Source organism: Paucibacter sp. TC2R-5 (assembly GCF_025717605.1).
GTDB classification, from domain to species: Bacteria; Pseudomonadota; Gammaproteobacteria; order Burkholderiales; family Burkholderiaceae_C; genus Paucibacter_A; species Paucibacter_A albus.
Genome location: NZ_JAJIRQ010000005.1, coordinates 345830 through 371599, shown reverse-complemented (window position 1 = coordinate 371599; position 25770 = coordinate 345830). Strand labels below are relative to the sequence as shown.

General features: G+C 62.5%; 27 protein-coding genes. 12 read left to right on the top strand and 15 right to left on the bottom strand.

Going from position 1 to position 25770, the window contains the following annotated elements; translation table 11 throughout:
• Window positions 1-17: 17 nt before the first annotated feature.
• The gene (locus tag LNV08_RS14305) at window positions 18-902 is read right to left on the bottom strand and encodes a LysR family transcriptional regulator (protein WP_263534395.1); all 885 of its coding nucleotides are present in this window, start codon (window positions 900-902) and stop codon (window positions 18-20) included.
• Window positions 903-1019: 117 nt separating this feature from the next.
• On the opposite strand from LNV08_RS14305, the gene LNV08_RS14300 reads away from it, so the two are divergent.
• Genes LNV08_RS14300 through LNV08_RS14275 form a run of 6 tightly spaced genes read left to right on the top strand, consistent with a single transcriptional unit; the run spans window position 1020 to window position 4439 of the window.
• Entirely contained in the window at window positions 1020-1376 is a 357-nt protein-coding gene (locus LNV08_RS14300; protein ID WP_263534394.1) for an HPF/RaiA family ribosome-associated protein, read from the top strand.
• A gap of 37 nt (window positions 1377-1413) precedes the next feature.
• Window positions 1414-2130, top strand: coding sequence for a Bax inhibitor-1/YccA family protein (locus tag LNV08_RS14295; protein WP_263534393.1), 717 nt, complete (start codon window positions 1414-1416; stop codon window positions 2128-2130).
• A gap of 4 nt (window positions 2131-2134) precedes the next feature.
• Window positions 2135-2290: a hypothetical protein gene (locus LNV08_RS14290; RefSeq protein WP_263534392.1), complete on the top strand. Its 156-nt coding sequence runs from the start codon at window positions 2135-2137 to the stop codon at window positions 2288-2290.
• A 22-nt stretch (window positions 2291-2312) separates the two neighbouring features.
• The gene (locus LNV08_RS14285; RefSeq protein ID WP_263534391.1) at window positions 2313-2768 is read left to right on the top strand and encodes a TerB family tellurite resistance protein; all 456 of its coding nucleotides are present in this window, start codon (window positions 2313-2315) and stop codon (window positions 2766-2768) included.
• Between the two features lie 18 nt (window positions 2769-2786).
• Entirely contained in the window at window positions 2787-3422 is a 636-nt protein-coding gene (locus LNV08_RS14280; RefSeq protein ID WP_263534390.1) for an exopolysaccharide biosynthesis protein, read from the top strand.
• 45 nt (window positions 3423-3467) lie between these two features.
• Window positions 3468-4439, top strand: a complete 972-nt coding sequence (locus tag LNV08_RS14275; RefSeq protein WP_263534389.1) for a sodium-dependent bicarbonate transport family permease — start codon at window positions 3468-3470, stop codon at window positions 4437-4439.
• Between the two features lie 52 nt (window positions 4440-4491).
• Here the strand turns inward: LNV08_RS14275 and LNV08_RS14270 are convergent, their stop codons facing one another.
• Entirely contained in the window at window positions 4492-5475 is a 984-nt protein-coding gene (locus LNV08_RS14270) for a helix-turn-helix transcriptional regulator (protein WP_263534388.1), read from the bottom strand.
• Window positions 5476-5572: 97 nt separating this feature from the next.
• On the opposite strand from LNV08_RS14270, the gene LNV08_RS14265 reads away from it, so the two are divergent.
• Entirely contained in the window at window positions 5573-6397 is an 825-nt protein-coding gene (locus LNV08_RS14265) for a PEP-CTERM sorting domain-containing protein (protein WP_263534387.1), read from the top strand.
• Between the two features lie 27 nt (window positions 6398-6424).
• Here LNV08_RS14265 and LNV08_RS14260 read toward each other — a convergent pair whose 3' ends face one another.
• Together LNV08_RS14260 and LNV08_RS14255 are read right to left on the bottom strand one after the other, a co-directional pair.
• On the bottom strand, window positions 6425-6892 hold the full coding sequence (locus tag LNV08_RS14260) for a DUF1854 domain-containing protein (RefSeq protein WP_263534386.1): 468 nt from the start codon (window positions 6890-6892) through the stop codon (window positions 6425-6427).
• A gap of 17 nt (window positions 6893-6909) precedes the next feature.
• Window positions 6910-9192 carry an ABC transporter ATP-binding protein gene (locus LNV08_RS14255; protein ID WP_263534385.1) on the bottom strand — a complete coding sequence of 761 codons (2283 nt, stop codon included), beginning with the start codon at window positions 9190-9192 and terminating at the stop codon, window positions 6910-6912.
• Window positions 9193-9484: 292 nt separating this feature from the next.
• On the opposite strand from LNV08_RS14255, the gene cphA (LNV08_RS14250) reads away from it, so the two are divergent.
• The gene (gene cphA, locus LNV08_RS14250; protein ID WP_263534384.1) at window positions 9485-11674 is read left to right on the top strand and encodes a cyanophycin synthetase; all 2190 of its coding nucleotides are present in this window, start codon (window positions 9485-9487) and stop codon (window positions 11672-11674) included.
• A 44-nt stretch (window positions 11675-11718) separates the two neighbouring features.
• A complete protein-coding gene (cphA, locus tag LNV08_RS14245; protein WP_263534383.1) occupies window positions 11719-14298 on the top strand; it encodes a cyanophycin synthetase in 2580 nt (859 codons plus the stop codon).
• Window positions 14299-14373: 75 nt separating this feature from the next.
• Here the strand turns inward: cphA (LNV08_RS14245) and lipA are convergent, their stop codons facing one another.
• Together lipA and lipB are read right to left on the bottom strand one after the other, a co-directional pair.
• On the bottom strand, window positions 14374-15360 hold the full coding sequence (gene lipA, locus LNV08_RS14240; RefSeq protein WP_263534382.1) for a lipoyl synthase: 987 nt from the start codon (window positions 15358-15360) through the stop codon (window positions 14374-14376).
• 22 nt (window positions 15361-15382) lie between these two features.
• Window positions 15383-16054 carry a lipoyl(octanoyl) transferase LipB gene (lipB, locus tag LNV08_RS14235; RefSeq protein WP_263534381.1) on the bottom strand — a complete coding sequence of 224 codons (672 nt, stop codon included), beginning with the start codon at window positions 16052-16054 and terminating at the stop codon, window positions 15383-15385.
• 90 nt (window positions 16055-16144) lie between these two features.
• Between lipB and LNV08_RS14230 the strand changes: the two genes are divergently transcribed.
• Window positions 16145-16813, top strand: coding sequence for a tetratricopeptide repeat protein (locus LNV08_RS14230; protein ID WP_263534380.1), 669 nt, complete (start codon window positions 16145-16147; stop codon window positions 16811-16813).
• A gap of 10 nt (window positions 16814-16823) precedes the next feature.
• On the opposite strand, the gene LNV08_RS14225 is transcribed toward LNV08_RS14230, so the two are convergent.
• Genes LNV08_RS14225 through LNV08_RS14195 form a run of 7 tightly spaced genes read right to left on the bottom strand, consistent with a single transcriptional unit; the run spans window position 16824 to window position 21757 of the window.
• Window positions 16824-17126 (bottom strand): DUF493 family protein, encoded by a 303-nt coding sequence (locus LNV08_RS14225; RefSeq protein ID WP_263534379.1) that lies wholly within the window; start codon window positions 17124-17126, stop codon window positions 16824-16826.
• A gap of 7 nt (window positions 17127-17133) precedes the next feature.
• Window positions 17134-18012, bottom strand: coding sequence for a D-amino acid aminotransferase (locus tag LNV08_RS14220; RefSeq protein WP_263534378.1), 879 nt, complete (start codon window positions 18010-18012; stop codon window positions 17134-17136).
• 49 nt (window positions 18013-18061) lie between these two features.
• Window positions 18062-19210: a D-alanyl-D-alanine carboxypeptidase family protein gene (locus LNV08_RS14215; protein ID WP_263534377.1), complete on the bottom strand. Its 1149-nt coding sequence runs from the start codon at window positions 19208-19210 to the stop codon at window positions 18062-18064.
• A gap of 25 nt (window positions 19211-19235) precedes the next feature.
• Window positions 19236-19862 carry an alpha/beta hydrolase gene (locus tag LNV08_RS14210; RefSeq protein WP_263534376.1) on the bottom strand — a complete coding sequence of 209 codons (627 nt, stop codon included), beginning with the start codon at window positions 19860-19862 and terminating at the stop codon, window positions 19236-19238.
• A gap of 3 nt (window positions 19863-19865) precedes the next feature.
• Window positions 19866-20192, bottom strand: a complete 327-nt coding sequence (locus LNV08_RS14205; protein WP_263534375.1) for a (2Fe-2S) ferredoxin domain-containing protein — start codon at window positions 20190-20192, stop codon at window positions 19866-19868.
• Window positions 20193-20219: 27 nt separating this feature from the next.
• Window positions 20220-21323, bottom strand: a complete 1104-nt coding sequence (locus LNV08_RS14200; RefSeq protein ID WP_263534374.1) for a VanZ family protein — start codon at window positions 21321-21323, stop codon at window positions 20220-20222.
• An 11-nt stretch (window positions 21324-21334) separates the two neighbouring features.
• A complete protein-coding gene (locus LNV08_RS14195; RefSeq protein WP_263534373.1) occupies window positions 21335-21757 on the bottom strand; it encodes a CopD family protein in 423 nt (140 codons plus the stop codon).
• Between the two features lie 293 nt (window positions 21758-22050).
• Here LNV08_RS14195 and hemB point away from each other — a divergent pair, with 293 nt between their 5' ends.
• Together hemB and LNV08_RS14185 are read left to right on the top strand one after the other, a co-directional pair.
• On the top strand, window positions 22051-23070 hold the full coding sequence (gene hemB / locus LNV08_RS14190; protein ID WP_263534372.1) for a porphobilinogen synthase: 1020 nt from the start codon (window positions 22051-22053) through the stop codon (window positions 23068-23070).
• Window positions 23070-24167, top strand: coding sequence for a magnesium transporter CorA family protein (locus LNV08_RS14185; protein ID WP_263534371.1), 1098 nt, complete (start codon window positions 23070-23072; stop codon window positions 24165-24167). Before hemB ends, LNV08_RS14185 begins: the two co-directional genes overlap by 1 nt.
• A gap of 9 nt (window positions 24168-24176) precedes the next feature.
• On the opposite strand, the gene ybeY is transcribed toward LNV08_RS14185, so the two are convergent.
• Together ybeY and LNV08_RS14175 are read right to left on the bottom strand one after the other, a co-directional pair.
• Window positions 24177-24623, bottom strand: coding sequence for an rRNA maturation RNase YbeY (gene ybeY / locus LNV08_RS14180; RefSeq protein WP_263534370.1), 447 nt, complete (start codon window positions 24621-24623; stop codon window positions 24177-24179).
• Window positions 24620-25651 carry a PhoH family protein gene (locus LNV08_RS14175; protein ID WP_263534369.1) on the bottom strand — a complete coding sequence of 344 codons (1032 nt, stop codon included), beginning with the start codon at window positions 25649-25651 and terminating at the stop codon, window positions 24620-24622. The genes ybeY and LNV08_RS14175 overlap by 4 nt, the downstream gene beginning before the upstream one ends.
• Window positions 25652-25770 lie beyond the last annotated feature (119 nt).

Below are 25770 nucleotides of genomic sequence, written 5' to 3'. Positions count from 1 at the left end.
AACCTGCAAATTCTAGTTCAATGCCAGGCCAGCAGCAGCTGCCGAATCAGCGGATGGGCCACCTTCTTGTCCGCGCCGATAGCGTAAAAGCTCTCCTGCACGCCCTCGCAATCGCCGACGCGGCGCAAGTCATAGCGGGAGATCAGCTTGTCTTGCACCAGCTCGGTGGCCGGAAACACGCCCATGCCGCCGCCGCCAAACGTCGCCAGCAAGGCGCTGTCCTCGAACTCACCGACGATGCGCGGCTGCACGCCCACGCGCTCGAACCATTGGTCAATGCGTGCACGTACCGCCGAATGCGTGGTCGGCAGCAAGACCGGTACCTTGGCCAGCGAACGCGGGAAGTCGAGCAAGGCCTGCTCATAAAAGGCCTCGGGCGCATACCAGGCCATTGGCGACTCGCCGAGCGAATGGCTGTAAACCTTCAGATTCGGATTGGGCGGCGCCGGCCGGTCGGCCAGCACGACATCCAGGCGGTGCAGCGCCAATTCGCTCAGCAGGCCCTCGAACTGGTCTTCATGGCAGAGCAGGCGCAGGCCCGGCTCGTCCATCACCGGCAAGAGCAGGCGCCGCACCGCCAGCTTGGGCAGGCCGTTGGAGATGCCCACCGCCAAGCGCACGGTCGGCGTGCTGGCCGCGTCGCGTACCAGCGCGGGTAGTTGCTCACCCAACTGAAAGATTTGGTCGGCCTGCTGCAGCGCCACCTGCCCCGCCTCGGTCAGCACCAAGCCGCGCCCAGCCGGCTTCAGCAAGGCATAGCCCAGCGCGCGCTCCAGCTCCCGCACCTGCGTGCTGACGGTCTGCACGGCCATGCCCAGCCGGTCGGCCGCGCGCGACACGCCGCCCTCCTTGGCCACCACCCAAAAATAATAAAGATGCTTGTAGCTGTAGCTCAGACTCATCGCTTGGCCCTGCCATTCATCATGTTAAACAGAAGTATTGTTGCGCGATTATCTGCTTTTTCATTTGACAGCGGCAACCTATTCTTCGTTCACCTTCAAGCCCACAGGAGTTCCGATATGCAAGTCCATTTCGAATCCAAAGACGCAGACGCGCTGGCACTGCGCGAGGTCGCCACCGAGCGGCTGCGCTTTGCCATGCGCCGTGTCGCCTTGAACGTACCCCTTGCCCGCGTGCAAATGAGTGATGTCAACGGCCCGCGCGGCGGCATCGACAAGCGCTGCACCCTGGAGTTGCGCACGCATGGCGCCGGCACGCTGGTGATCGTCGCCACGGCAAAAGCCTGGCGCGCCGCTTTCGAGGCCGCCCTGACCCGCGCCGCACATGCCTTGGTGAAAGCCTGGCAGCGCGGCCGCAGCCACCCGCGTGGCGACAAGCGGCTGCAGTTCGTGGTTGCCGCCTCCAGCGAGCGCTGATCCGATCAACCCTTTTCAAGCGAAAGAACACCCCACCATGGAAACCGCCACCAAAACCTACGCCAGCCCTGCCGTCATTGACAGCATCGAACAACACAGCGGCAGCCGAGACCAATCCGCCGTCAGCAGCCCGGCCACCGCCCGCGTCTTGCGCAATACCTACGCCCTGCTGTCGATGACGCTGCTGTTCAGCGCCGCCGTCGCAGCCGCAGGGGTCGCCATGAAGCTGCCGGCGCCCGGCCTGATCTTGACGCTCGGCGCCACTTTCGGCCTGCTGTTCGCCATCCACAAGCTGCAAAACAGCGGCTGGGCCATCCCGGCCGTGTTCGCCCTGACCGGCTTTATGGGCTATAGCCTGGGCCCGGTGTTGGCCAAGTCGCTGGCCTTGCCGGGTGGCGCGCAAACCATCATGTTGGCCCTGGCCGCCACCGGCGCCACCTTCTTGGCCCTGTCGTCCTATGTGCTGACCACCAAGAAGGACTTTTCCTTCATGGGCGGCTTTCTGTTCGCCGGCATGGTGATCGCGCTGTTAGCTGGCTTGGGCGCCGTGTTTTTGCAGATCCCGGCCTTGGGCCTGGCGGTGTCGGCGATGGTCGCTTTGTTGTCGGCCGGCTTGATCTTGTTTGAGACCAGCCGCATCGTCAATGGCGGCGAGACCAACTATGTGCTCGCCACCGTCGGCCTGTTCGTGTCCATCTTCAATCTGTTCACCAGCCTCTTGAGCCTGTTCGGCTTCGGTGGCTCAGACGAGTAATCAAATGAACGTACTTGCTATTGCCATCGCACTGTTAGCGGCCACCGTCCTCTATGTGGCCTATATCGAGTTCAAGGCCAAGAACCACCGCGATGGCCGCCTCTTGGCCGGCATTGGTGCCTCCAGTGCCATTGCCGGCGCCGGCCTCTTTTTGCTCTAAACACTGTCCAAAAGTTTTACCCATGCGTCACTACCCCCGCAACAGCCCCGAAGCCGCTGCCCGCATCTTGTCGCTGGCGGCACTCGCCGACGGCAGCCTCTCGATGCTTGAACTCGAAGCCTTGGAAGAGGCGAATGCCTATGCGCAGCTCGGTCTGCACCGCCTGCAAATGCAAGAGGTGATGCGGGCGCTTTGCCATGATTTGCTGAATCAGGCCGAGCTCACCGAAGGCGGCGTCTGCCGCGTCGCGCCGGCCGCGATGTCAGCCCTGATGGCCGAAGTCGACGACCCACAGCTGCGCATGACGCTGCTGCAGCTTTGCGTGACCGTGATCGAGGCCGACCAGCACATCGACGCGGGCGAATCCTTGCTGCTGTTGACCGCGCTGGAACAATGGGATCTGCACCACGTGCTGCAACCGCAAGCACTGCCGAGAGACAGCGGCCTCACGCTGGCACCCCAAGCCGCGATGCACTGAGGCCGGCTAGGCCACGCAATGACCATAGCCTTGTCAGAGCGCCTGCGCCAGGCGGCCGCCGACCTGCCTGCAGAGGGTGTCAGCCTGCAACAGCTGGCCGCCGCCCATGGGCCGGCCGCGCAGGGCACCTTGTTGATCCTTTTGGCCGCGCCCTGCCTGATGCCCCTGCCGGGCGTTGGTTCGGTGCTGGGCTTTGGCCTGCTGGCCATGGCGATGACCTTTTGGCGCGGCGCTTCGGCAGCCTCTGCCGCTCTGCCTCAAAGAGTCGGTGAGTTCGGCCTGTCCAGGCTTTGGGCCACCCGCGTGCTGCACATGCTGGCACGCTTTTATGCGCACTCGGGCCGCTTGACCCGGCAGCGCCTAACGCATCTGACCGACGGTGCGCTGGAACGCTGCTTGAGCGCCAAGGTTGGCTTGATGGCGGCCCTGATCATCTTGCCCATCCCGATGGGCAATTTGTTTCCGGCGCTGGCCTTGATGTTGCTCGGCGTGGGCCTGGTGGCCCGCGACGGTTTGGCCGTCCTGGCCGGCGCCGCCATGGCCGCCCTGGCCTTGCTATTCAGCCTCGCCGTCGCAGCCGCCACCTGGTTTTGGGGCCTTGAAGCGCTGGCGCTCGCGCAGCAAATACCCTCATGGATCGCGCGTCAACTCTAGTTAAAGGACAATGCCGGCCTGCATCAACAATAGAAAAATTCAACCATGCAGAGCTTCCTGGATCCAGCCATCCTCTTTTTCGTGTTCGGCATCATTGCCGGCACACTCAGATCCAATCTCGAGATACCGCCGCAGATATCAAAGTTTCTATCGCTTTATCTGCTGATGGCCCTGGGCCTGAAAGGTGGCTTTGCCCTCGCTAAATCTGGCCTGACGCACGAAGTCAGCGTCAGCCTGGGCTTGGCCTTGCTGATGGCGGTGTTGGTGCCGGCGATGGGCTACTGGGTCTTGCGCCGCTTCCTCTCCGGCTTTGACGCAGCGGCCATAGCGGCCACCTATGGCTCGGTCAGCGCGGTGACTTTCATCACCGCCGTGCAATACCTGGACACGCATGAAATCGCCTTCGGCGGTCATATGGCTGCGGCCATGGCGCTGATGGAGTCGCCCGCCATCATCATGGCCGTGTTGCTGGCCAATCTGGTGCGGCGCAAACAGGGCAGTACGGCAGCAACCCAGAACCCCGGACCTTTATCCAAGGTGCTGCACGAAGCCCTCACCGATGGCGCGCAACTGCTGCTGATCGGCGCGATGGTGGTGGGCATCTTGAGCGGCGTGTCGGGCCAAGCCGCGATGAAGCCCTTTGCCGGCGACTTGTTCAAAGGCATGTTGGCCTTCTTTTTGCTGGACATGGGCCTGCTGGCGGCGCGCAATATGGGTGGGCTCAAACGCCAGCCACCGCTGCTGATTGCTTATGCCCTGGGTGCGCCGCTGGTGCATGCAAGCATCGCATTAGGGCTGAGCCTGGTCTTCGGCCTGTCGCAAGGTAATGCGGCGCTGCTGATGGTGTTGGCGGCCAGCGCCTCCTATATCGCCGTGCCCGCCGTGATCCGCCACGCCATCCCGGAGGCCAACCCAAGCCTTTATTTCGGCATGTCGCTGGGGCTGACATTCCCCTTCAACATCTTGTTGGGCATCCCGCTTTACGTCGGCGTGGCACAGCGCGTGATTCCCGCTTGATCAGAGAAAGCGCTCCAAGAGCCTGCGCGAAGGCCGGCTCTGCGCGTTGACTTCAAGCCTTGCTCGCCATCGCGCGCGCCAACTCAGTGCGGTTGCGCACGCCGAGTTTGCGGTAGGCAAGGCTGCGTAAATTGTCAACGGTAGAGGGCGCCACTTGAATCTGACGGGCCGCAGTTTTCACAGTCAAACCCTGGCAAAGCAAGCCGCAGATCTCCAGCTCTCGCGGCGTCAAGCTGTCCATGTCAGACTTTTCACGCAACTGCACGAACCACAAACCCGAGGTCGTGAGCTTGCGCGCTGCAACGATTTGACTGCCTGTGAACCGGGAGATGTCACTGCGCAAGGCAGACATCAATGCATCGGGAAAAGCACCCCCCTGCGCAGCGCCGAACTCCCTGGCAAGCAACTGCATGACACCGTTTTGCGCAAAGTGCAGTTGGCCGCTTGCGTCGACCAGAGCCAGTTGATGGCCGGGTAGCGCGTGGTTCGACAGTTCGCGCAGCGCAGATGTCAGCCGATGAATATTCAAACACTCGACCCAATGTGGCAGCAAGTGCTGATGCAGCTGACGATGGCGCTCCGTCAAGGCGGGCATGGCGGCGTCACGATGCCAACACACGACGGAGTAGACCCCAGTGGCTTGGTCGGCCGCCATGCCAGAGATCGCGGACGCCACGTCAAACACCTTCATCCAACGCTCCACCATCAGCGCTGGAAAATCTGCAGTGGATGTCAAAAATGAATGCCCTGGGCTGGCAAACATACGCGGCCCCAGCGGATCGCCATCAGCCAGCGTGAGAAAGCACTCCCAGTAGCCGGCCTTGAGCCCCTCGGTGTAAACCTCGTGAAACAAAGGACGGCCGTCCCGCATGCACCCGCTGACCCAGGACGCCGAGTGGAAGTCCACCCACTGCCGGCAATGGGCCAATGCCCAGGCGCGGAAATCTGCCACCTGCGGGTCGCGCGCCGCGCGGTACATCTGGGCGATGCCGTCGGAGATGTCCAGACCGGAGCTTGTATTGCCTGCCCTGTTCATGCCTTGTCACTTCCCTTGGGGTGTTCCCACTATTGTGGCTTAGCCGGGTCGGCCGGAAGATGACGGCTTCAACCTACACAACAGGGAGCTTCTTTCTATGTCAAGCCATCCACAGCTGCGCGCCACCTTAGCGACCGCTTTCACCGCTAGCCTTGCCCTTAGTCAAGCAGGCCCAAGCCACGCCATCACCTTGGCCGATCCAAGCCTGATTCAGTCCGTGCGGCCCGATGAACCCTATGGCGACACCTTTTGGAACTACAGCACCGGCTCTTTTTCTGCCGTGTCCTCGGTCAACGGCAGCCGGGGCAGCGTCAGCACCGTGCTGGGCCAGTCGCCCACGATCACCGCCGAGGTGCAAACAGGCAGCACCGGCTATGTGTCTGCCAGCAACAAGCTGAGTTACCAACTCGCGTACATCAATCCGACCGGCAGCCATGACTGGCTGAACGTCAGCGTGCAGGCGTTCGACAATTTGCTCGCGCAAGGCTCCGCACCATCAGGGGGTTATTACCGCAGCTATACCTGGAGCAAGCTGTCGCTGACAGGCCCGGCATCGGATACGGTGTACACCGGCTACCACTGCAGCAGCGCCAGCACATCGGCCGCCTACCAACCCTGCGGCGGCACTCCATCTTTGCCGATTCAACCCTTCAGCGTCAATTTGCGGCAAAACACGGTTTACACCGTCCAAATGCAGCTCTATGCCGAAGCAAACGCGTTCTCGAACAACGGAACAGCCATCGGTTTGGCTTCGTCCGTGCTGGACCCGAGCTTTGCGGTCAGCGGCGCGGCTCCGGCGGGCGGCCACTTCATTTTCAGCCCGGGTGTGAGCCCGGTGCCGGAAGCAGCCTCATGGGCGATGCTGCTGGCAGGCTTGACTTGCGTAGCCGGTGCAGCGCAGCAACGCCGACGCAAGGCCTGACGAGCGCAGCGCGCCAGGCCCGCTTGATCAGAGAAAGCGCTCCAGGAACTTGCGCGAAGCCCGGTCGAGCGCGAAGCGATCCTGAATCATCAGTTGCAGGCCATGGCTGCTGGCGATCAACAAGCGGCCGTCCGGCAGGCGGCGAATGTCTTCTTCGGTCTTCAAGATGAAGACCGTTTCGCCGCGGTCGGTCGCGACCGTCCATTGGCTGGGCGTGGAGAAGGTGGACACCGCTGTGATGTGCTGAATCGTCGGCATGAAATCGCGACTCGCCAACTCGGCCGTCAACAACTCGCGCTGGGCCACAGGCAAGGCGGCCAGGTCTTCGATCCAGGCCAATTCATGGCCATCGCTGCCGATCAAGGACACACCCTCATCCGGCGCCGAAATTGGATGAGCCCGCACGACGCTGATGTCGGCATGCTCACGGCCCTGCGCATCGGTCAGCAATAGGCGGCCAAAGGCGTTGCGTGACAGGTTCAGATTGCTGCTCATGGTCTTCTCGCTCGTCCTCATTGCTGCGCCGTGTGTGCATTCAAATTCGGCGGCAGCATCGGCAACACTTGCTCACCATCGGCGTCCACCCTGCGCACCTGCGCCTCATACAAGCGCCAGTAAGCGCCGCGCTTTTCCATCAAAACGTCGTGCGGGCCTTCTTCGACTACCTGCCCGCGATCCATCACCACCAGCCGGTCGGCCTTGCGCAGAGTCGACAAGCGGTGGGCGATCGCAATCGTCGTGCGGCCCTTGACCAAGTTGTCCAGCGCCTTTTGGATTTCTTTTTCGGTCTCGGTGTCGACCGAGGACGTGGCCTCATCGAGGATCAAGATGCGCGGATCAATCAGCAAAGCGCGTGCGATCGAGATGCGCTGGCGCTCACCGCCGCTCAAGCCCTGACCCCGCTCGCCGACCAGCGAGTCATAGCCCTGCGGCAGGCGCAAGATGAACTCATGCGCATGAGCGGCACGCGCGGCGGCGACGATTTCGGCCCGCGACGCTTCGGGCTTGCCGTAGGCGATGTTCTCGGCAATCGTGCCGAAAAACAAAAACGGCTCCTGCAGAACCAAGCCGATATGGCGACGGTAATCGGCTACGCCGATGCGGCGCAAATCAATCCCGTCAACGCGGATGCCGCCTTCGGTGACGTCATAAAAACGGCAAATCAAGTTGACCAGCGTGCTCTTGCCCGAACCGCTGTGGCCGACCAAGCCAATCATCTCGCCCGGCTTGATGTCCAGGGACAGGCCGCGAATCACCGCCCGGTTGCCGTAGCGGAAGCCGATGTCTTGAATCTGTATGCCGCCCTTGCAGTTGTGCAGCGGCGTCGGATTGACCGGGTCGGGCACATTCGATTGGTGATCGAGGATGTCGAAGATGCGCTTGGCGCCGGCAGCCGCTTTTTGCGTCACCGAGACGATACGGCTCATCGAATCCATACGCCCATAAAAGCGGCCGATATAGGCAATGAAGGCGGTCAAGATACCGACCGTGATCTCCTGCTTGGACACCAGATAGATACCGAAGGCCCACACCACCAGCAAGCCGAACTCGGTCAGCAGCGATACCGTCGGGCCGAACAAGCTCCAGGTCTTGTTCAGCTTGTCATTGATCTTGAGGTTATTGGCATTGGCCTCGCGGAAACGCTGCGCCTCGCGCTTTTCTTGCGCAAAGGCCTTGACCACGCGCACGCCGGGGATGGTGTCGGCCAGCACCGAGGTGACTTCGCCCCAAACCCGGTCGATCTTCTCGAAGCCGGTCCGCAGACGGTCGCGCACCAAGTGAATCATCCAGGAAATGAACGGCAGCGGCACCAAGGTGACCAGCGCCAGCCAGGGGTTGATCGAGAACAAAATCGTCGCCGTCATCAAGAGCATCAAGACGTCGGTGATGAAGTCCAGCGCATGCAAGGACAAAAACACGCTGATGCGGTCGGTCTCGGAGCCGATGCGCGACATCAAGTCTCCCGTGCGCTTGTTGCCGAAATACTCCAGCGACAGGCTGAGCAAATGCTCGAAGGTCGCGGTGCGCAGGTCGGCGGCAATACGCTCCGAGGCCAAGGCCAAGATATAGGTCTTGGCCCAGCCCAGCAACCAAGACACCAGGGATGCGCCGAACAAGCCGCTCAGAATCAGCGCCACCAGATAGGGATCGATCTTGTGGCCGGCCTGGAAGGGGATCAAGACCTTGTCCATCAGCGGAATGCTCAGGTACGGTGCCACCAGCGTGGCGCCGGTGGAACCCAGCATCAGCAAAAAGCCCAGCAAGAGTTGACCTTGGTAAGGTTTGGCAAAACGCGCCAGGCGCAGCAGCACCCAGGTCGACGGCGGCGTGTGCAGTTCGCGCGCGCAGGCCGGGCATTCCTCACTCTCCGGCGGCAGCGGGGCTTGGCAACTGGGGCAATACTCCGCTTCCTCGACTTGAGCCTGTTCTTGCACCCCGCCCGACTCGATACGCCGAGTGAACAAATCTTGCCAGCGCTGCGCCTGCAGATTCATTTGTAATGTGAAGCGCCACAGCCCCAAGCGCCGTTCGGCGTTGAGCAGTTCCAGCGAGCCGACGCCGGCATGGTCCGAGATCTGCATGCGCAAATCGGCCGTCAGCGGCCAGTCTGACCATTGGGCGCTGGCCGGATCCCAGGCCAGCAGACGCTGCGATGTCAAGACCAGCAGACCGCGCGCGAAACGGCATTGCGAGTCCAGGTCAACCTCCAGCGGGGCCAGCACGTTCTCATGCGGCAGCAATCGCGCTTGGACTTCGGGCCATCGGGGGTGCTGCACAGACACTTCAACTGACATGTGATGACGCAATCTATTTATAGGCCGGCCACCTCAAAAGGGGTCTCCGGCAAGGTTCAAGTCCGGATTTTCACTCATCGCCACCAAGGCAATGCCGAATTCATGCACATTGACGCCACGGCGCGAGCCAAGCCTTGCTCAAACGTTGCTCAAACCCTGCATTAGCGACAGCTCGGCCCTGCACCTCAAAGCCTGCCTCAAAGCCAGCCGCAAAGGGCGCACAATTGCGCCAGTTTAGAAATCCGCCTCCCTGCATCAGGCTCCCAAACAGCCCTCAACCTCCTCGTCACACATGAGCAAGAAAGAAGACATCAAGCTGCTGCGCATCAATTATTTGCGCGGCCCCAATATGTGGACCTACCGTCCCGTGCTGGAAGTCTGGCTGGATTTGGGCGAGTTGGAAGACTGGCCCACCAATCTGCTGGACGGCTTCACCGACCGCATCACCAAGGCTTTGCCGGCGCTGATCGAGCATCACTGCGGCGTTGGCGAGCGCGGCGGCTTTTTGCAGCGCCTGGTCGAAGGCACCTGGTGCGGCCATGTCTTGGAACACATCGTGATCGAGTTGCTGAACCTGGCCGGCATGCCGACCGGCTTCGGCCAGACCCGCTCGACCAGCCAGCGCGGCGTCTACCGCATGGTGTTCCGGGCCCGCGACGAACATGTGGCCCGCAGCGCCCTGGCCGAGGGCCACGCCTTGCTGATGGCCACCATCAATGACGAAGCCTTCGATGTCAATGCAGCCGTGGCGCGCGTGCGCGACAAGCTCGACGACTGCTATCTCGGCCCCTCGACGGCCGCCATCGTCGCCGCCGCGACCGACCGCCGCATCCCGCACATCCGCCTGAACGACGGCAATCTGGTGCAACTGGGCCACGGTGCGCGCCAACGTCGCATCTGGACGGCCGAGACCGATATGACCAGCGCGATCGCCGAAGGCATTGCCGGCGACAAAGACCTGACCAAATCGCTGCTGAAGGCCGTTGGCGTGCCGGTGCCGGAAGGCGTGGCCGTCAAAACCGCCGAAGCAGCCTGGGAAGCGGCCGAGGATCTCGGCCTGCCGGTCGTCGTCAAACCATCGGATGGCAACCACGGCCGCGGTGTCACGCTGGATCTGAAAACCCGCCCCGATGTGATGGCAGCCTTCGCTTTGGCCGAACAGCACGGCAGCGAGGTGCTGGTCGAGCGCTACATCCCCGGCAATGAGCATCGCCTGCTGGTGGTGGGCGGGCGGGTCGTGGCAGCCGCGCGTGGCGAGGTGGCCTATGTCACCGGTGACGGTGTGCAAACCGTCATTCAGCTGATCGATTCGCAGATCAATAACGACCCGCGCCGCGGCTTGACCGAAGAGTTCCCGCTCAACCGCATCAATGTGCTGGAAGACTCGGTGATCGCCCTCGACTTGGAGCGGCAAGGCTTGCAGATCGACGGCGTGCCGGAGGCCGGTCGCCAGGTGATGATTCAACGCAACGGCAATGTCTCGATTGACTGCACCGACGAGGTCCACCCCGATGTGGCCCATGCCGTCAGCCTGGCTGCGCGTGTGATCGGCCTGGACATCGCCGGTGTTGACCTGGTCGCAGAGAGCATCGGCAGACCGCTGGCCGAACAAGGCGGCGCGATTGTGGAGGTCAACGCCGGGCCCGGCCTGCTGATGCATCTGAAGCCCGCCGAGGGCATGCCCCAGCCGGTTGGCAAGGCCATCATCGACCACCTGTTTGCCGAAGACGAAACCGGCCGCATCCCCATCGTCGGCGTGGCCGGCTCGCGCGGCACCCACACGATCTCGCGCCTGGTGGCCTGGCTCTTGCATCTGAACGGCCGCCATGTGGGCCTGGCCTGCCGCAACGGTTTGTTCCTCGGCACCCGCCGCGTGGAACGCAAGAGCAGCGTGCGTTGGGACGCTGCCCACCGTTTGCTGATGAATCGCGGCGTCGACGCGGTGGTGATTGAAAATAACGCCGAGGCGATTTTGCGTGACGGTCTGTCCTATGACCGCTGCCAAGTTGGCTTGGTCACCGATATGGGCGGCATCGAAGGCTTGGCCGAGTTCGACGTGATGAACCCGGACCAGCTCTTCAAGGTCTTGCGCACGCAAGTCGATGTGGTCTTGGGCGAAGGCGCTGCGGTGCTCAATGCGGCTGAGCCGCTGCTGGTCGAGATGAGCGATCTGTGCGACGGCGAGGTCGTGCTCTATGCCCTGGACGCCACGCTGCCGGCCCTGGCCGCGCACCGCGAACAAGGCGGGCGGGCGGTCTTTTTGCAAGGGGGTGCGGCCGTGCTGGCGCATGGCCAGTCCGAAACGGTCGGCGCCAATGTTGACGCCTTGCTGCGGCGCTTCGCAGCTGCCGACATGGACGCTGCGGCAGAAATTGATGCCGCCACCGTGCTGGGCGCCGTCGCCACCGCCTGGGCCATGAACATCTCGCCCGAACTGATTTCAGCCGGGCTGGACACCTTTGTGCCTGAGCTCGCCGCCTGAGCACGCGCTACTCATAAACAATATTTCTTCGAGGAAGACCATCCATGGAAGTCTCTCGCACCCGCGCCCTGCGCGGCCCGAATATGTGGAGCCGCCACACCGCCATCGAAGCTGTGGTGCATTGCACACCCGCCGAGCAGTCGATCGCCGACATGCCCGACTTCGAGGCTCGCTTGCGCGCCCTTTTCCCCAGCATCGGCGCCCTGCGTCCAGCCAGCGCCACACGCACGCCAATCTCACTGGCCCATGTCTTGGAGCAGGCAACGCTAGCCCTGCAAGCCCAAGCCGGCTGCCCGGTGACCTTTAGCCAGACTCACATCACCTCGGAAGCCGGCAGCTACCAGGTGGTGGTCGAATACAGCGAAGAAGACGTTGGTCGCCTCGCGTTCAATGAGGCCTGCAAGCTGGTCGCGGCCGCCCGCGACGGCGGCACCTTCGACGCCGACGCGACACTGGCGCAGCTGCGCGAGCTGGACGAGGATGTGCGCCTGGGCCCCTCGACCGGCTCCATCGTCAATGCCGCGCTTGCCCGCGGTGTGCCCTTTCGCCGCCTGACGCAGGGCAGCCTGGTGCAGTTCGGCTGGGGCGCCAAACAGCGCCGCATCTGGGCGGCCGAGGTTGACGCGACCAGCGCCGTCAGCGAATCGATCGCGCAGGACAAGGACCTCTCCAAGCGGCTCTTGCAGTCGGCCGGCGTGCCGGTGCCGATTGGCGCGCCAGTGGATTCTGTCGATGAAGCCTGGGCCGTGGCCGAAGAAATCGGCTTGCCGGTGGTCGTCAAGCCACTCGACGGCAACCAGGGCAAGGGCGTGACGGTCAATGTTGTCACCCGCGAGCATATGGAAATCGCCTACAAGGCCGCCGAGGACATCGGCCAGGTGATGGTGGAGAAGTTCCTGCCCGGCAGCGATTACCGGCTTTTGGTGGTCGGTGACCGCTTGATCGCCGCCGCCCGCCGCGACCCGCCGCATGTCATCGGTGACGGCAAGCTGACCGTCAAGCAATTGGTCGACAAGGTCAACGCCGACCCCAAGCGCGGAGACGGCCACGCCACCTCGCTGACCAAGATTCGCTTCGACGATATCGCCGTCGCACGCCTGGTACAGCAAGACCTGACCCCGGAGTCGGTACCGCCCAAGGGCCAGCGGGTGATCCTGCGCAATAACGCCAATCTATCCACCGGCGGCACCGCCACCGATGTCACCGATGATGTGCACCCCGAAGTGGCGGCGCGTGCAATCGCGGCCGCACAAGTGGTCGGCCTGCATGTCTGCGGCGTCGATGTGGTGGCCGAGAGCGTGCTGCGGCCGCTGGAAGAAATCAATGGCGGCGTGGTTGAAGTCAACGCCGCACCGGGGCTGCGCATGCACCTGAGCCCCAGCTATGGCAAGGGCCGCAATGTCGGCGAGGCCATCATCTCCCACCTCTATGGCCATGGCCACAAGAGCGAAGACGGTCGCATCCCAGTGGTCGCCGTCACCGGTACCAATGGCAAGACCACCACCTCGCGCCTGATCGCCCATTTGTTCGCGACCTGCGGGCTCAAGGTCGGCATGACCAATACCGACGGCGTCTATGTGGACGGCCGCCAGATCGACAGCGGCGATTGCTCGGGCCCCAAGAGCGCGCGCAATGTGCTGATGCACCCGGACGTTGAAGCTGCGGTGTTTGAGACCGCGCGCGGCGGCGTGCTGCGTGAAGGCTTGGGTTTTGATCGCTGCCAAGTGGCTGTCGTCACTAATCTGGGCGCCGGCGACCACCTCGGCATGAACTTCCTCAACACGGTGGACGAGTTGGCCCTGGTCAAGCGCGTGATCGTGCAAAACGTCGCTGCTTCGGGTTATGCGGTCTTGAACGCCGCCGACCCGGTGGTGGCCAAGATGGCCGAGGTCTGCCCGGGCCAGATCATCTTCTTTGCTTCCGACCGCCACCACCCGCTGATGGCTACCCACCGGGCGCAGGGCAAGCGCTGTGTCTATATCGACGGCGATATGCTGGTGGCCGCGCAAGGCTCATGGCGCGAGAACATTGCGCTGCGCGACATCCCCATCACCCGCAATGGCGCGATCGGCTTCCAGATCGAAAACGCGATGGCCTCGGTCGCCGCCGCCTGGGGCATTGGCCTGGACTGGGACACCGTGCGCCGTGGTCTGGCCAGCTTCGCCAATGACGCCGACAACGCGCCCGGTCGCTTCAATGTGATGGACTATCGCGGTGCCACCGTGATCGCCGACTACGGCCATAACGCCGACGCGATGCGGGCCTTGGTCAGCGCCGTGGCGGCCCTGCCAGGCAAGCGCCGCTCGGTCGTGATCAGCGGCGCGGGAGATAGACGCGACGAGGACATCCGCGAGCAGACCGTTATCTTGGGCGCCGCCTTTGATGATGTGCTGTTGTTCGAAGACGCCTGCCAGCGCGGCCGCTCGGACGGCGAAGTGCTGGCCTTGCTGCGCGAAGGCCTGGTGGGTGCGGAGCGCACGACCTTCATCGATGAGATCCGCGGCGAGTTTGTGGCCATCGATAAGGCCTTGGCGCGCTTGCAGCCCGGTGACTTATGCCTGGTTCTGGTCGACCAGGTCGAAGAAGCCTTAGCGCATTTGGCGAAGCGGATCGCTGAGGGCTGAGGGCTGAGCAGGCTGCTGGCCCCATGAAAAAAAGGCGCTGAACTCAGCGCCTTTTTCTTTGTCTGGGCTTGGCGATCAGCTGCCCGCAACCACCCCATGGGCCTGCTGATCGGCGTGATAGCTGGAGCGCACCATCGCGCCAACGGCGGCGTGGCTGAAGCCCATTTTGTAGGCTTCTTCCTCGAACATCTTGAAGGTATCCGGGTGCACATAGCGGCGCACCGGCAGGTGGTGACCGCTCGGCGCCAGGTATTGCCCGATGGTCAACATATCGATGTTGTGGGCGCGCATATCGCGCATCACCTGCAGGATTTCTTCGTCGGTTTCGCCCAGGCCCACCATGATGCCGCTCTTGGTCGGCACGCCGGGCACCGCCGCCTTGAAGTTCTTCAACAGGTCCAGGCTGAACTGGTAGTCTGAGCCGGGCCGGGCTTCCTTATACAGACGCGGCGCGGTTTCCAGATTGTGGTTCATCACGTCCGGCGGCGCGGCCTTGAGGATGTCCAGCGCGCGGTCGGCGCGGCCACGGAAGTCGGGTACCAGCACTTCAATCTGCGTCATCGGGCTGTGTTCGCGCACCTGGCGTATACATTCGGCGAAATGGCCGGCACCGCCGTCGCGCAAGTCATCGCGGTCCACGCTGGTGATCACGACGTATTTGAGCTTCAAGGCGGCAATCGTCTTGGCAAGATTCAGTGGCTCGGCTTCGTCCAGTGGGTCGGGCCGACCATGGCCGACATCGCAGAACGGGCAGCGCCGCGTGCACTTATCACCCATGATCATGAAGGTGGCCGTGCCTTTGCCGAAGCATTCGCCAATATTCGGGCAGGACGCTTCTTCGCAGACGGTGTGCAGCTTGTGCTCGCGCAGGATCTGCTTGATCTCGTAGAAACGGGTTGACGGCGAGCCGGCCTTGACGCGGATCCAGTCGGGTTTTTTCAGGGTTTCGGCCGGCACGATCTTGATCGGGATTCGGGCGGTCTTGGCCTGCGATTTTTGTTTGGCGCTGGCGTCATACGCCTCGCCCGTCTTCGCTTCGTGAGTGATGTTCTCGGTCGCCATGCCAGCCAAACTCCATGCTTGTTCAGCGCTCCAGCTGGGCTTGTAGCCGCTCCCCGAAGCGCGCGGCCACAGTCGGCCAATCCGCAAAAACCCCAAGTGTAACGAGGTCCACCGTCGCCAACCCCGCATAGCCACATGGGTTGATACCAGCAAAGGGCTGCAAATCCATCGCCACATTCAGCGCCACGCCGTGGTAGGTGCAGTGGCGGCTGACCTTGATGCCGAGTGCCGCCACCTTACCCAAGCCCGCAAAAGGGTTCAGCGGATCGACCGGGCCGGTCAAGGCGGCATGGCTTTGCGGATCATCCAGGCGCACATAGATGCCGGGCGCTCCGGCGACGCGGTGGCCGGTGATGCCGTAGCCATCCAGCGTTTGGATGACGGCCGTTTCCAGCCTGAATACATACTCGCGCACAAAGTAGCCGAGCCTCTGCAGATTGAGCAGCGGATAGGCGACGACCTGACCTGGGCCGTGATAAGTGACCTGGCCGCCACGGTTGGTTTGCACCACCGGAATGCCGCCCGCTTCAAGCACATGGTCGGCGCGGCCGGCCAGGCCTTGGGTATAGGTGGGCGGATGCTCACACAACCACAATTCATCGGGGGTATCGGGGCCGCGCGTTTCGGTAAAAGCCCGCATCGCTTCGACGGTGGCCTCGTAATCCACCAGGCCCAAGGTTTTCACAAGAATCATGCCGCTATCGTAGCGCCGGGCTGTAAGGCCTGAGTCCTGCGGGCCGACACAGATTCAGTTAAGGTCACGCCTCAATTGCCAAGGAAGCCCATGTCTACTCGTCTTCAGTCCTCGTTTGCCGTAGCCCTGATGCTGGCGGCGCTGGTCGGCAGCCCCCGCGCGCAGACTGCTGCGACGCCATTGGAACTCGCGGTCGAGGCCTATGAGTCGGGGGACTTGAAAACCGCAGCGCGCAGCTTCACCGCGCTATCTGCCAAGCGTGACCCCTTGGGTGACTACAACCTGGCCATGATGCATTTGCGCGCCGAGCTGCCCAAGCCTAATCCCCGCGAGGCCAAGCGCCTGCTGGAGCGCGCTGCAGCCAAGGGGCTGGTGCGCGCGGAACTGGCACTCGGTCAGCTGTATGAGCAAGGCGTGCTCGGCAAGCCCGAACTGGCAGCTTCTACGGTCTGGTATGCCCGCGCGGCCGAGCATGGCAGCGTCGATGGGCAAGTGGCCTTGGCTACCGCCTACTACCTGGGTCGCGGGGCGCCACTGGACATGAAGCAAGCGGCGCGCTGGTTCCGCGAAGCGGCCATAGGCGGCGATGTCGGAGCGCAATACCTGCTCGCCTCAATGTATGAAACGGGGCTTGGCTTGCCGGCCGATCTGCGCTTGGCACGCTACTGGTATGACATTGCCGCCCGCAATGGCGACGAGGCCGCGCCGAGCAAGCTGATCGATATCGACCGGCGACTGGCGCTGGAGCCGACGACCTAAAGATGCTGGCTTAAAGGACTATCTTCACCATCGGATGCGTGCTCAGCGTCCGATATAGCTCGTCGAGTTGCTCGCGGCTGGTCGCCGTCACGGTGATGGTCAGGCCCAGGTAATTGCCGGCCTTGCTGGGGCGGCGCTCGATGGTCTGTTCATCAAACTCGGGGTCGAACTGCCGCGCCACCATCACGATAGCTTCGACAAAACCGTCCACATGGGTGCCCATCACCTTGATCGGGAACTTAGACGGGTACTCGATCAGCGACTGTTCCGGTGGGATGTCCGGGGGCAAATTGATGGGGGGCAAATGACTCATGGCTGGCTCAAATGGATTGCAATAACTTGGCGCGTTGGTAGGCCTCGTACAGCCGCGCATAGACCGGGCCGGGCTTGCCGCGCAGCGCCCCATGCCCGACCGCTTCATGATCCAGCTTGGTGACCGGCAAGACCTCCTTGGACGAGGAGCTGAGAATGATTTCATCGGCCGCAAACAGATCGGCTTCCGAGATCGGCCGCAGCTTGTAGCCAATGCCGACCTCCTCGCACAACTCCTTCAGCAACTCGACCCTGATCCCCTCCAACACATGCTCGCTCTTGGGCGGGCCGAGCAAGGCGCCCTCTTTGACGATCCAGACATTGGAGGCCGAGGCCTCGGTCAGAAAACCATCACGCAAGAGAATCGTCTCCATCGCACCCTGATCGGCCGAAATTTGCCGCGCCAACACATTACCAAGCAGCGAGGTGCTCTTGATATCGCCGCGCTCCCAGCGGAAGTCCCGCGCCGTGATGCAGGACACGCCGTGATGCCTGTCCTCCGCACTGACCAGCTTGGCCGGGCTGCTGTAGGCAAACAGCGTCGGCTTGATCTGCGACGGCATGACATGGTTGCGCGGTGCAACACCGCGCGTCACTTGCAAGTAGACCGCCTGGTCTTCGGCGTCCACTTTAGAAATCAGCTTGCGGGCGATCTCCAGCCATTCGGCACGCAGCAGCGGGCTTTCGATGCGCAGCTTGGCCAGATTGCGCTCCAAACGATCCATATGGCTCTCAAAACGAAACAGCAGCCGGCCATAGACCGGCAGCATTTCGTAGACGCCATCGCCGAAGATGAAGCCGCGATCCATCACCGAGATCTTGGCTTCGGCCAAGGGCGTGTATTCACCGTTCAGATAGCAAAAGACATCGGGCAAGGTGCTTTTCATGCGGCTCTCCTGATCGGGCTTGAGCTTACGCCCAAAGCACGCTGACTCGTCATTTGATCCAGAGGCGGATTGCGTCCCAGGCGCGGCCAAAAATGCCGGCCATCGGCACCTCTTCTTGTACCACCAAGGGCACCTCGGCCACGGCCACGCCGCCAGTCGTGGTGACCTTGAGTGTGCCCACGCGCTGACCCTTGCTCAGCGGCGCCACCAAGGGGTCGGTACGCTCGACCTTGGTCTGCAGCTTGGCGCCCTCGCCGCGTGGCACCGCCACAAACACCGGCCCGGCCGCACCCAGCTTGGCCTCGCGCACGGCGCCCTTCCACACCGGCACGGTGCTGATGGCTTGGCCGTTGTCAAACAGGCGCACCGCATCGAAAGCGGAATAGCCCCAGTTCAGCAACTTCTGGCTCTCGCTGGCGCGCGCTTCTTTGGACGCCGTGCCCATCACGACGCTGAGCAGTCGGCGCTTGCCGTTAGGAAATTCGCGCTGGGCGCTGGCCACCAGGCAGTAGCCGGCCGCTTCCGTGTAGCCGGTCTTCATGCCGTCGACGCTGGGGTCGCGGCGCAAGAGCAGGTTGCGGTTGTCTTGGCGAATCTTGTTGAAAGTGAAATCGCGCTGTGAGTAATAGCCGTAGAACTCGGGGAAGTCACGGATCAGATTGGAGCCGATCACCGACAGATCGCGTGCGCTGCTGCGGTGGCCCGGCTCGGTCATGCCGGTGACGTTCTTGAACTCGGTGTTCTTCAGGCCCCAAGCCTGTGCCTGGCGATTCATCATCGCGACAAACTGCTCCACCGTGCCGCCCACGCCCTCAGCCAAGGCCACCGACGCGTCATTGCCGGACTGGATGATCATGCCGCGCAGCAGCTCGTCGACCTTGGGCGTCATGGTGGTATCGATGAACATCAGGGACGGGTCGCCCTTGCGCTCATCCCAGGCACGCTTGGAAATGGTCAGCGTCTGATCCAGCGTCAGGCGCTTGTCGCGCAGCGCGCCGAACACCACATAAGCAGTCATCAGCTTGGTCAGTGAGGCCGGGTCGTTGGGCGTGTCGGCGTCGCGCTCGGACAAGACCTTGTTGGAAGTCATGTCCAGCAGCAAAAAGCTGCGCGCAGCAATCTCGGGCGGCTGCGGCGCTTGCGCATGAACAGTGAAGGCGCTGGCAGCGGCCAACACAAAGGCAATCAATCGTTTCATCAAAGAGTCTCGAAAATCGGGGAAATCAAATTTGCCAGTTGCGAACAATGATGTTCTTCAGCAGAGGCAACTGGCCATGGAAAAAATGTCCGACGCCGGGCACGACAACGACGGGCAGCGACTGCGGGCGAGCCCAGTCCAGCACCGAAGCAAGTGGGACCACATCGTCAACCTCGCCGTGGATTACCAGCGTTTCGGCGGGCACCGGTGCGGTATCAAACCGGCTTGTCGCCGGCCCGACCAAGATCAAACGTTCGGCCACTTGGCCGTCAGGCAAACGCTGCGCGGCCTGTGATGTGACAAAAGCGCCGAACGAAAACCCCGCCAACACAAAAGCCTCATCGGACTCGCGAAATGCAGCCAGCACGGCCAGGGCATCATCCACTTCGCCCTGACCGGCATCCCATGTGCCTTCAGACTTGCCAATACCGCGAAAGTTAAAACGCACCGCACGGTAGCCCAACTGAACCAAGGCGCGCGCCAAGGTTTGCACGACCTTGTTGTCCATCGTGCCGCCCTGGGTCGGGTTCGGATGGCAAATCAGCGCCATACCGCGCAAGCGCCCGTCAAAGCCAGCGCCCGGCGTATCAATCGCACATTCGATCAAGCCGGCCGGACCGGCTATCAGGCGCTTCTCGGTCAGGGAGTTCATCGCTTACAAACCCACATCGTCGGGCAAGACCAAGCGCTCGACGACTTGGCCATTTTTCAGATGTTTGTCGACGATTTCATCGATATCACTGTTGTCCACATAGGTGTACCAAACCGCATCCGGGTAGACCACCGCCACCGGGCCGCCGGCGCAGCGATGCAGGCAGCCGGCCTTGTTGACGCGCACGCCGCCGACTTCGGCCAGCCCCAAGTCGCGCACCCTGGACTTGCAATGATCGAAACCTGCTTGGGCGCCGCTTTGAGCGCAGCTGCTCTTGCCGCTCTCGCGCTCGTTCAGGCAGAAGAATATATGGCGCTGAAAATAACTCATGCCGCCATTGTAGGGAGGGGCCGCGTTTCAGAGCTTGCGTCGGGCCATTAAGTTCAGCAAACACAGGGCTGCCGCAAACGGCCACACCCAGCCTATCCACTCCGCCAGACCGTAAAGATTGATGAAACGACCCTGCTCCCAGGTCTGCAGGCGCTGCACCAGATAGGGATCGGCCGGCGTCTGGCTGATCAAAGCGATCAAGGCGCTCAGCACCAAAAGCCCCAGCCCCGCGCAAACCTGCCGAGGCAAGAAGGCCGCCAGCAGGCCCAGCAGCAGCCCGATTGCCAGGCCCGGCCATGTGGCCAGCGTCAACCAAGCCCAGGCGTTGTGCGGGCCAAAATTCAAGCCGGTGGACAAGGCCGTGATGAGCACCCCTAACACGCCAAGCCCCAGCACCAGCAAGGCGCGGCGCTTGCCGGGCTTGGCCACAGACAACACGAGCAAGGCAGGCGCCAGCAGACCCAGCGCAATGACGATCGCCTCCAAGCCCGGCGGCAGAGCGCGCGCCGCGTCGACCCATTCATCGCTCCATTGCAGGGCCCAGGGCGTGTTTTCCAGCAAGTCGACCGCGGTGTCTTGCAGATGGGGCAGCCAGCGGCCCAACCCCAAGGGCACCGACGTGGGGAACAACAATCCCAAAGGCCAAATGGCCAGCAAGGCCAAGGCCGAAGCACTGTGCGGCACAAACCAGTATTCGCGCAACTCATGCCAGCGCCGCAGGCCACCAAAAGCATGCAGTACCAAGCCGAGCACCACCCCCGCCCAAGCGCCGATGGAATTCAACAACCAATCGGCCAAAGAGGGCACCCGCGAGGGCAGAAAAAACTGCACCGTCTCGAGCACATAAGAGAGCAAGGGGGCCGGTAGCAGCCCGAGTAGCAATGCGCCACGCAGCCCCAGACCGCTGCGCAGGCCGGCCGCCAAGCCCAGGAGGCCCAAGGGCAAATAGCCGATCAGATTGAGCTGTTGATCAAAGGCACCGAAATACTTGGGCCAGGGCAGGCGCCACAGGCTCTCAAGCGGCACGCCGGGCGGCAAGACCCAGGGACCAAAAGGGTAGAGGCTGGCATAGACGATCAAGCAGGCATAGGCCAGCAGCAACCAGGTCGCGGAGCTCTGCCGGCGTGCCATCGGTTCGCGGCCTAGAAGGGCTTGACCACCACCAAAATCACGATGGCAGCAAACAGCAGCACCGACATCTCATTGAAGATGCGGAACCAGCGGTGGCTGCGCCGGTTGGCCAGCAGCTCGAAACTGCGCAAGATGCTTTTGCAGAAATGATGGTAGCCAATCACGCCGACCACCAAGGCCAGCTTGAGATGCAGCCAGCCGCGGTTGAACCCGCTGAAGTTGTCCATCCAAAGCCAGGCACCAAAACCGAGGGCCGGGATCATCAACAAGCTCATGAAGCGGTACAGCTTGTGCGCCATCAAGAGCAGGCGCTCACGCTCGGCGTGGCTCTCTGTCGGCACCATGGCCAGATTGACGAAGATGCGCGGCATGTAGAACAGGCCGGCGAACCAGCTGGCCACGAAGATGATATGAAAGGCTTTGATCCAGAGCATGGCGGCATTATGCGGGGCGCGACCGCGGTGACCGCAGTGGCCGACGCAAACGCTGTCGGCACTGCTGCGGGCAGTTTGTCGCTGCGGACAAAAAAAAGCCCCGGCTCACAAGCCGGGGCGAGAAAGCCTTTTCGCTGTCATCACGCAAAGGCTCCTGCTCAGGGAGGAAAAGCAGGGAACGACCACCTTGCGGCTATCATTCGAGGTGAATATTAACAGAATCTTCACGCGGCTGTCTTTAATTGTTATCGCTTAGATTGCGCAGTCCGTCACTTTGACCCGGAGAATCGCCCTTGTCCCGCTCAGTCCTGCCTCCCGCCCCCTTCCCCTCGAGCCGCCCACGCCGCCTGCGCCGCGATGCTTTCAGCCGCGCCATGGTGCGAGAACACGCACTCAGCGCCAGCGACCTGATCCTGCCGGTCTTCGTTCATGAAGGGGTCGATCTGCGCACGCCGATTGCCTCTATGCCAGGTGTGGCCCGCTTGAGCCTGGACCACTTGATCACCGTCGCCGAAGAATGCGTGGCGCTGGGCATCCCGGCGCTGGCGCTCTTTCCGGTGATCGATAACTCACTGAAGACCCCCGATGGCAGCGAAGCAATCGACCCGGACGGCTTGGTGCCACGCGTGGTGCGGGCGCTGAAGGCGAAATTCCCCGAACTCGGCATCTTGACCGACGTCGCGCTGGACCCCTACACCAGCCATGGCCAAGACGGCCTGCTAGACGAGACCGGCTACATCATCAATGACCGCACGGTGGAGATGCTGACCGCCCAAGCCTTGGTGCAGGCCGAAGCCGGCGTTGACATCGTGGCACCTAGCGACATGATGGACGGCAGAATCGGTGCGATCCGCTGTGCTTTGGAAGCTCAGGGCCATATTCACACCCGCATCATGGCCTATAGCGCCAAATACGCCAGCGCCTTCTACGGCCCATTTCGAGACGCCGTCGGCTCGGCCGGCAACCTCGGCAAGGCGGACAAAAAGACCTACCAGATGGACCCCGGCAATAGCGATGAGGCGCTGCGCGAGGTGGCGCTGGACATCGCCGAAGGGGCAGACATGGTGATGGTCAAGCCCGGCATGCCTTATCTGGACATCGTGCGGCGGGTCAAGGACGAGTTCCGCGTACCGACCTTCGCCTACCAAGTCAGCGGCGAATACGCGATGCTCAAAGCGGCGGCTGCGAACGGCTGGCTCGCCCATGACGCGGTGATGATGGAGTCGCTCTTGGCCTTCAAGCGCGCCGGCGCCGACGGCGTGCTGACTTACTTTGCGCTTGAAGCCGCCCGCCTGCTGAAGAAGAACGGCTGATGCGGGTCTTCCACATCCGAGGGGATCAGTTCACCGAACTGGGGCAACTCCCGGCTGACCCGCCGGAAGGTGGCTATTTGTGGCTGGCCTTTGGCCGGCGCGAGTTCGAGTTGCACTATATGGATGTGCAGCTCGGCCTGCAGCGCTGGAACTGCGGAGCCCTGGTCGACCTGCATGTCGCCGACCTGATCAACAACCAGCTGCCCTCGCATTTCGATTACACCTCCTGGTACGACATGTTGATCTTCCGCCGGTTGGCGGCGGCACCCGGCAGTGAAGACTTGTTCGTGGACGATCAGCATGGCACGCTGGCAAGCGCACAAAAAGCGCTGAGGGCTATCGACACCAGTCCGGTCGGCTTTGCCGTGTTTGACCGCGTGCTGCTGAGCGTGCACCCGACCGACTGCGCGGTGCGTGACTACTTCGCCCAAAAGCTGGGAGCCCTGACCGAGGGCCGCGACCTGCGCGGCGCCTCGCGCCTGCCCAATAGCTCGGCCGAGCTGATGCTGCGCATGGTCAACCATATGGTGGACAGCTATCTGGACTTGCGACGCTTGCTGACCCGGCAGATGCAAACGGTGCAACATGCTTTGATGGATTCGCAGCGTGAATTCCATGAGTGGCCGCTGCTGCTGGAGTCGCGCGACGCACTACACAGGCTTGAAGATACTTGCGAGGATCAACGCAGCGCGATGCAGGAGTGGATCGACGTATTGGACGACTGGCCGGCCTCGCAAGACGCGGCCGTGCTGCGCGACCGCGAACTGCTGCGCGTGCGTTCACGCGACGTGTTGGAACATATCGAGCGAGTGTTGACCCATGTGCGGCGCATGGAATCATCATCAGAGTCAGCGGTGCAAATGCACTTCTCGGCACTTGGGCACCGCACCAACAACATCATGCGCACCTTGACCGTGCTGACGGCGATTTTTCTGCCCCTGAACCTGATCACCGGCATCTTCGGCATGAACTTCGACACCCTGCCCTTGATTCACCGCGCCACCGGCGTCTGGATCGCCTTGGGCGTGATGGTGATGATCGCCCTCCTGCTGGGCAGCTTCTTCTGGCGCAAGCGCTACCTGGGCACTCGACGCTAGTTCCGCAAATCAAGTCGCCGGATAGGGGTCCGCGAAACCCAGGCCCAGCATGATTTGGGTCTCGCGGCCCTCCATGCAGGCGGCCTCATCGTCTTCTTCGTGGTCATAACCCTGCGCATGCAGGGTGCCGTGCACCAACATATGAGCGTAGTAGGCAGCGATATCGGTGCCCGCCTCCGAGGCTTCGCGCTCAACCACCTCGGCACAAATGACCAGGTCGGCCGTCACCACAGGCTCATGGCTGTAGTCGAAGGTCAGCACATTGGTTGCGTAGTCCTTGCCCCGGAACTCGCGGTTGAGCCCCTGCCCTTCTTCGGCGCCAACAATGCGCACGGTCAACTCGCCCGGCAGCTCCAGTGCGGCACGGATCCAGCGCATCACCTTGTGGCGAGGCAGCAGCGCGCGGTGCCGGGGGTCGGCAAACTGCAAGGACAAACTCAGTTCGGGCTGGCTCATGCTGCACTTCCTTTGCTCTTCAACTTGGCCTCGGCCTTGATGCGCGCCTCATAGGCCTCCACAATCCGCGCCACCAAGGGATGGCGCACCACATCGGCGCTGGTGAAATGCGTCATGGCGATGCCCTCCACCTTGACCAGCACCCGCTCGGCGTCGACCAGACCGCTGGTAGCCCCCTTGGGCAGGTCCACCTGGCTGGTGTCGCCGGTGATCACGCATTTGCTGCCGAAGCCGATGCGGGTCAGGAACATCTTCATCTGCTCCGGGGTGGTGTTTTGCGCCTCGTCCAGAATCACAAAAGCATGATTGAGCGTGCGGCCGCGCATAAAGGCCAAGGGCGCGACTTCCAAGCTTCCTTTCTCAAACGCTTTGGTGACCTTGTCGAAGCCCATCAACTCATACAGGGCGTCATACAGGGGGCGCAGATAAGGATCGACCTTCTGGGTCAAGTCACCGGGCAAGAAGCCCAGGCGCTCCCCGGCCTCGACCGCCGGCCGCGTCAGGATGATGCGCTGCACGCTGTTGCGCTCCAGCGCATCGACGGCACAGGCCACGGCCAGATAGGTCTTGCCGGTGCCGGCCGGGCCTAAGCCAAAAGTGATGTCATGCCCCATGATTTGGCGCAGGTATTGATGCTGCAAAGGCGTGCGGCCGGCCAGATCGGCACGGCGCGTGCGCAAGACCAGCGCCTCTGTCGCGGCGGCATCCGCCGATTTTGTCGCTTTCGCCGGGACGGCCGAGGCTTGACGGCGTTTTTTGGCCGGGGCCAGTTCACTGACGGCTTCGGCCAGCGCCAAATGCAAAAGCTCGGGCGCGATGGCGCGCTGACCACGCTCATAAAGCGTTTGCAAGAGCTGTAAGGTACGGGCTGCGGCGGCCCGTGCGCCTTCGATGCGGAAATGCGCATGCTGGCGCGTGATGCTGACACCCATGCTGGTTTCAATCAACCGCAAATGCCCGTCCAAGCTGCCGCACAAATGCGCCAAGCGCAGGTTGTCAATCGGGGCAAAATCATGGCGAAGCATCATGGCGGCGGTATTTGGGCGCAGTGGGCAAGGCTCGCATTGTCGCCCGTGCAAGCACTGGGTCGCAGCCGCTCGCGCGTCCTGCACAATCGCGCCCATACCTAGCTTGTTGGACAGATAGA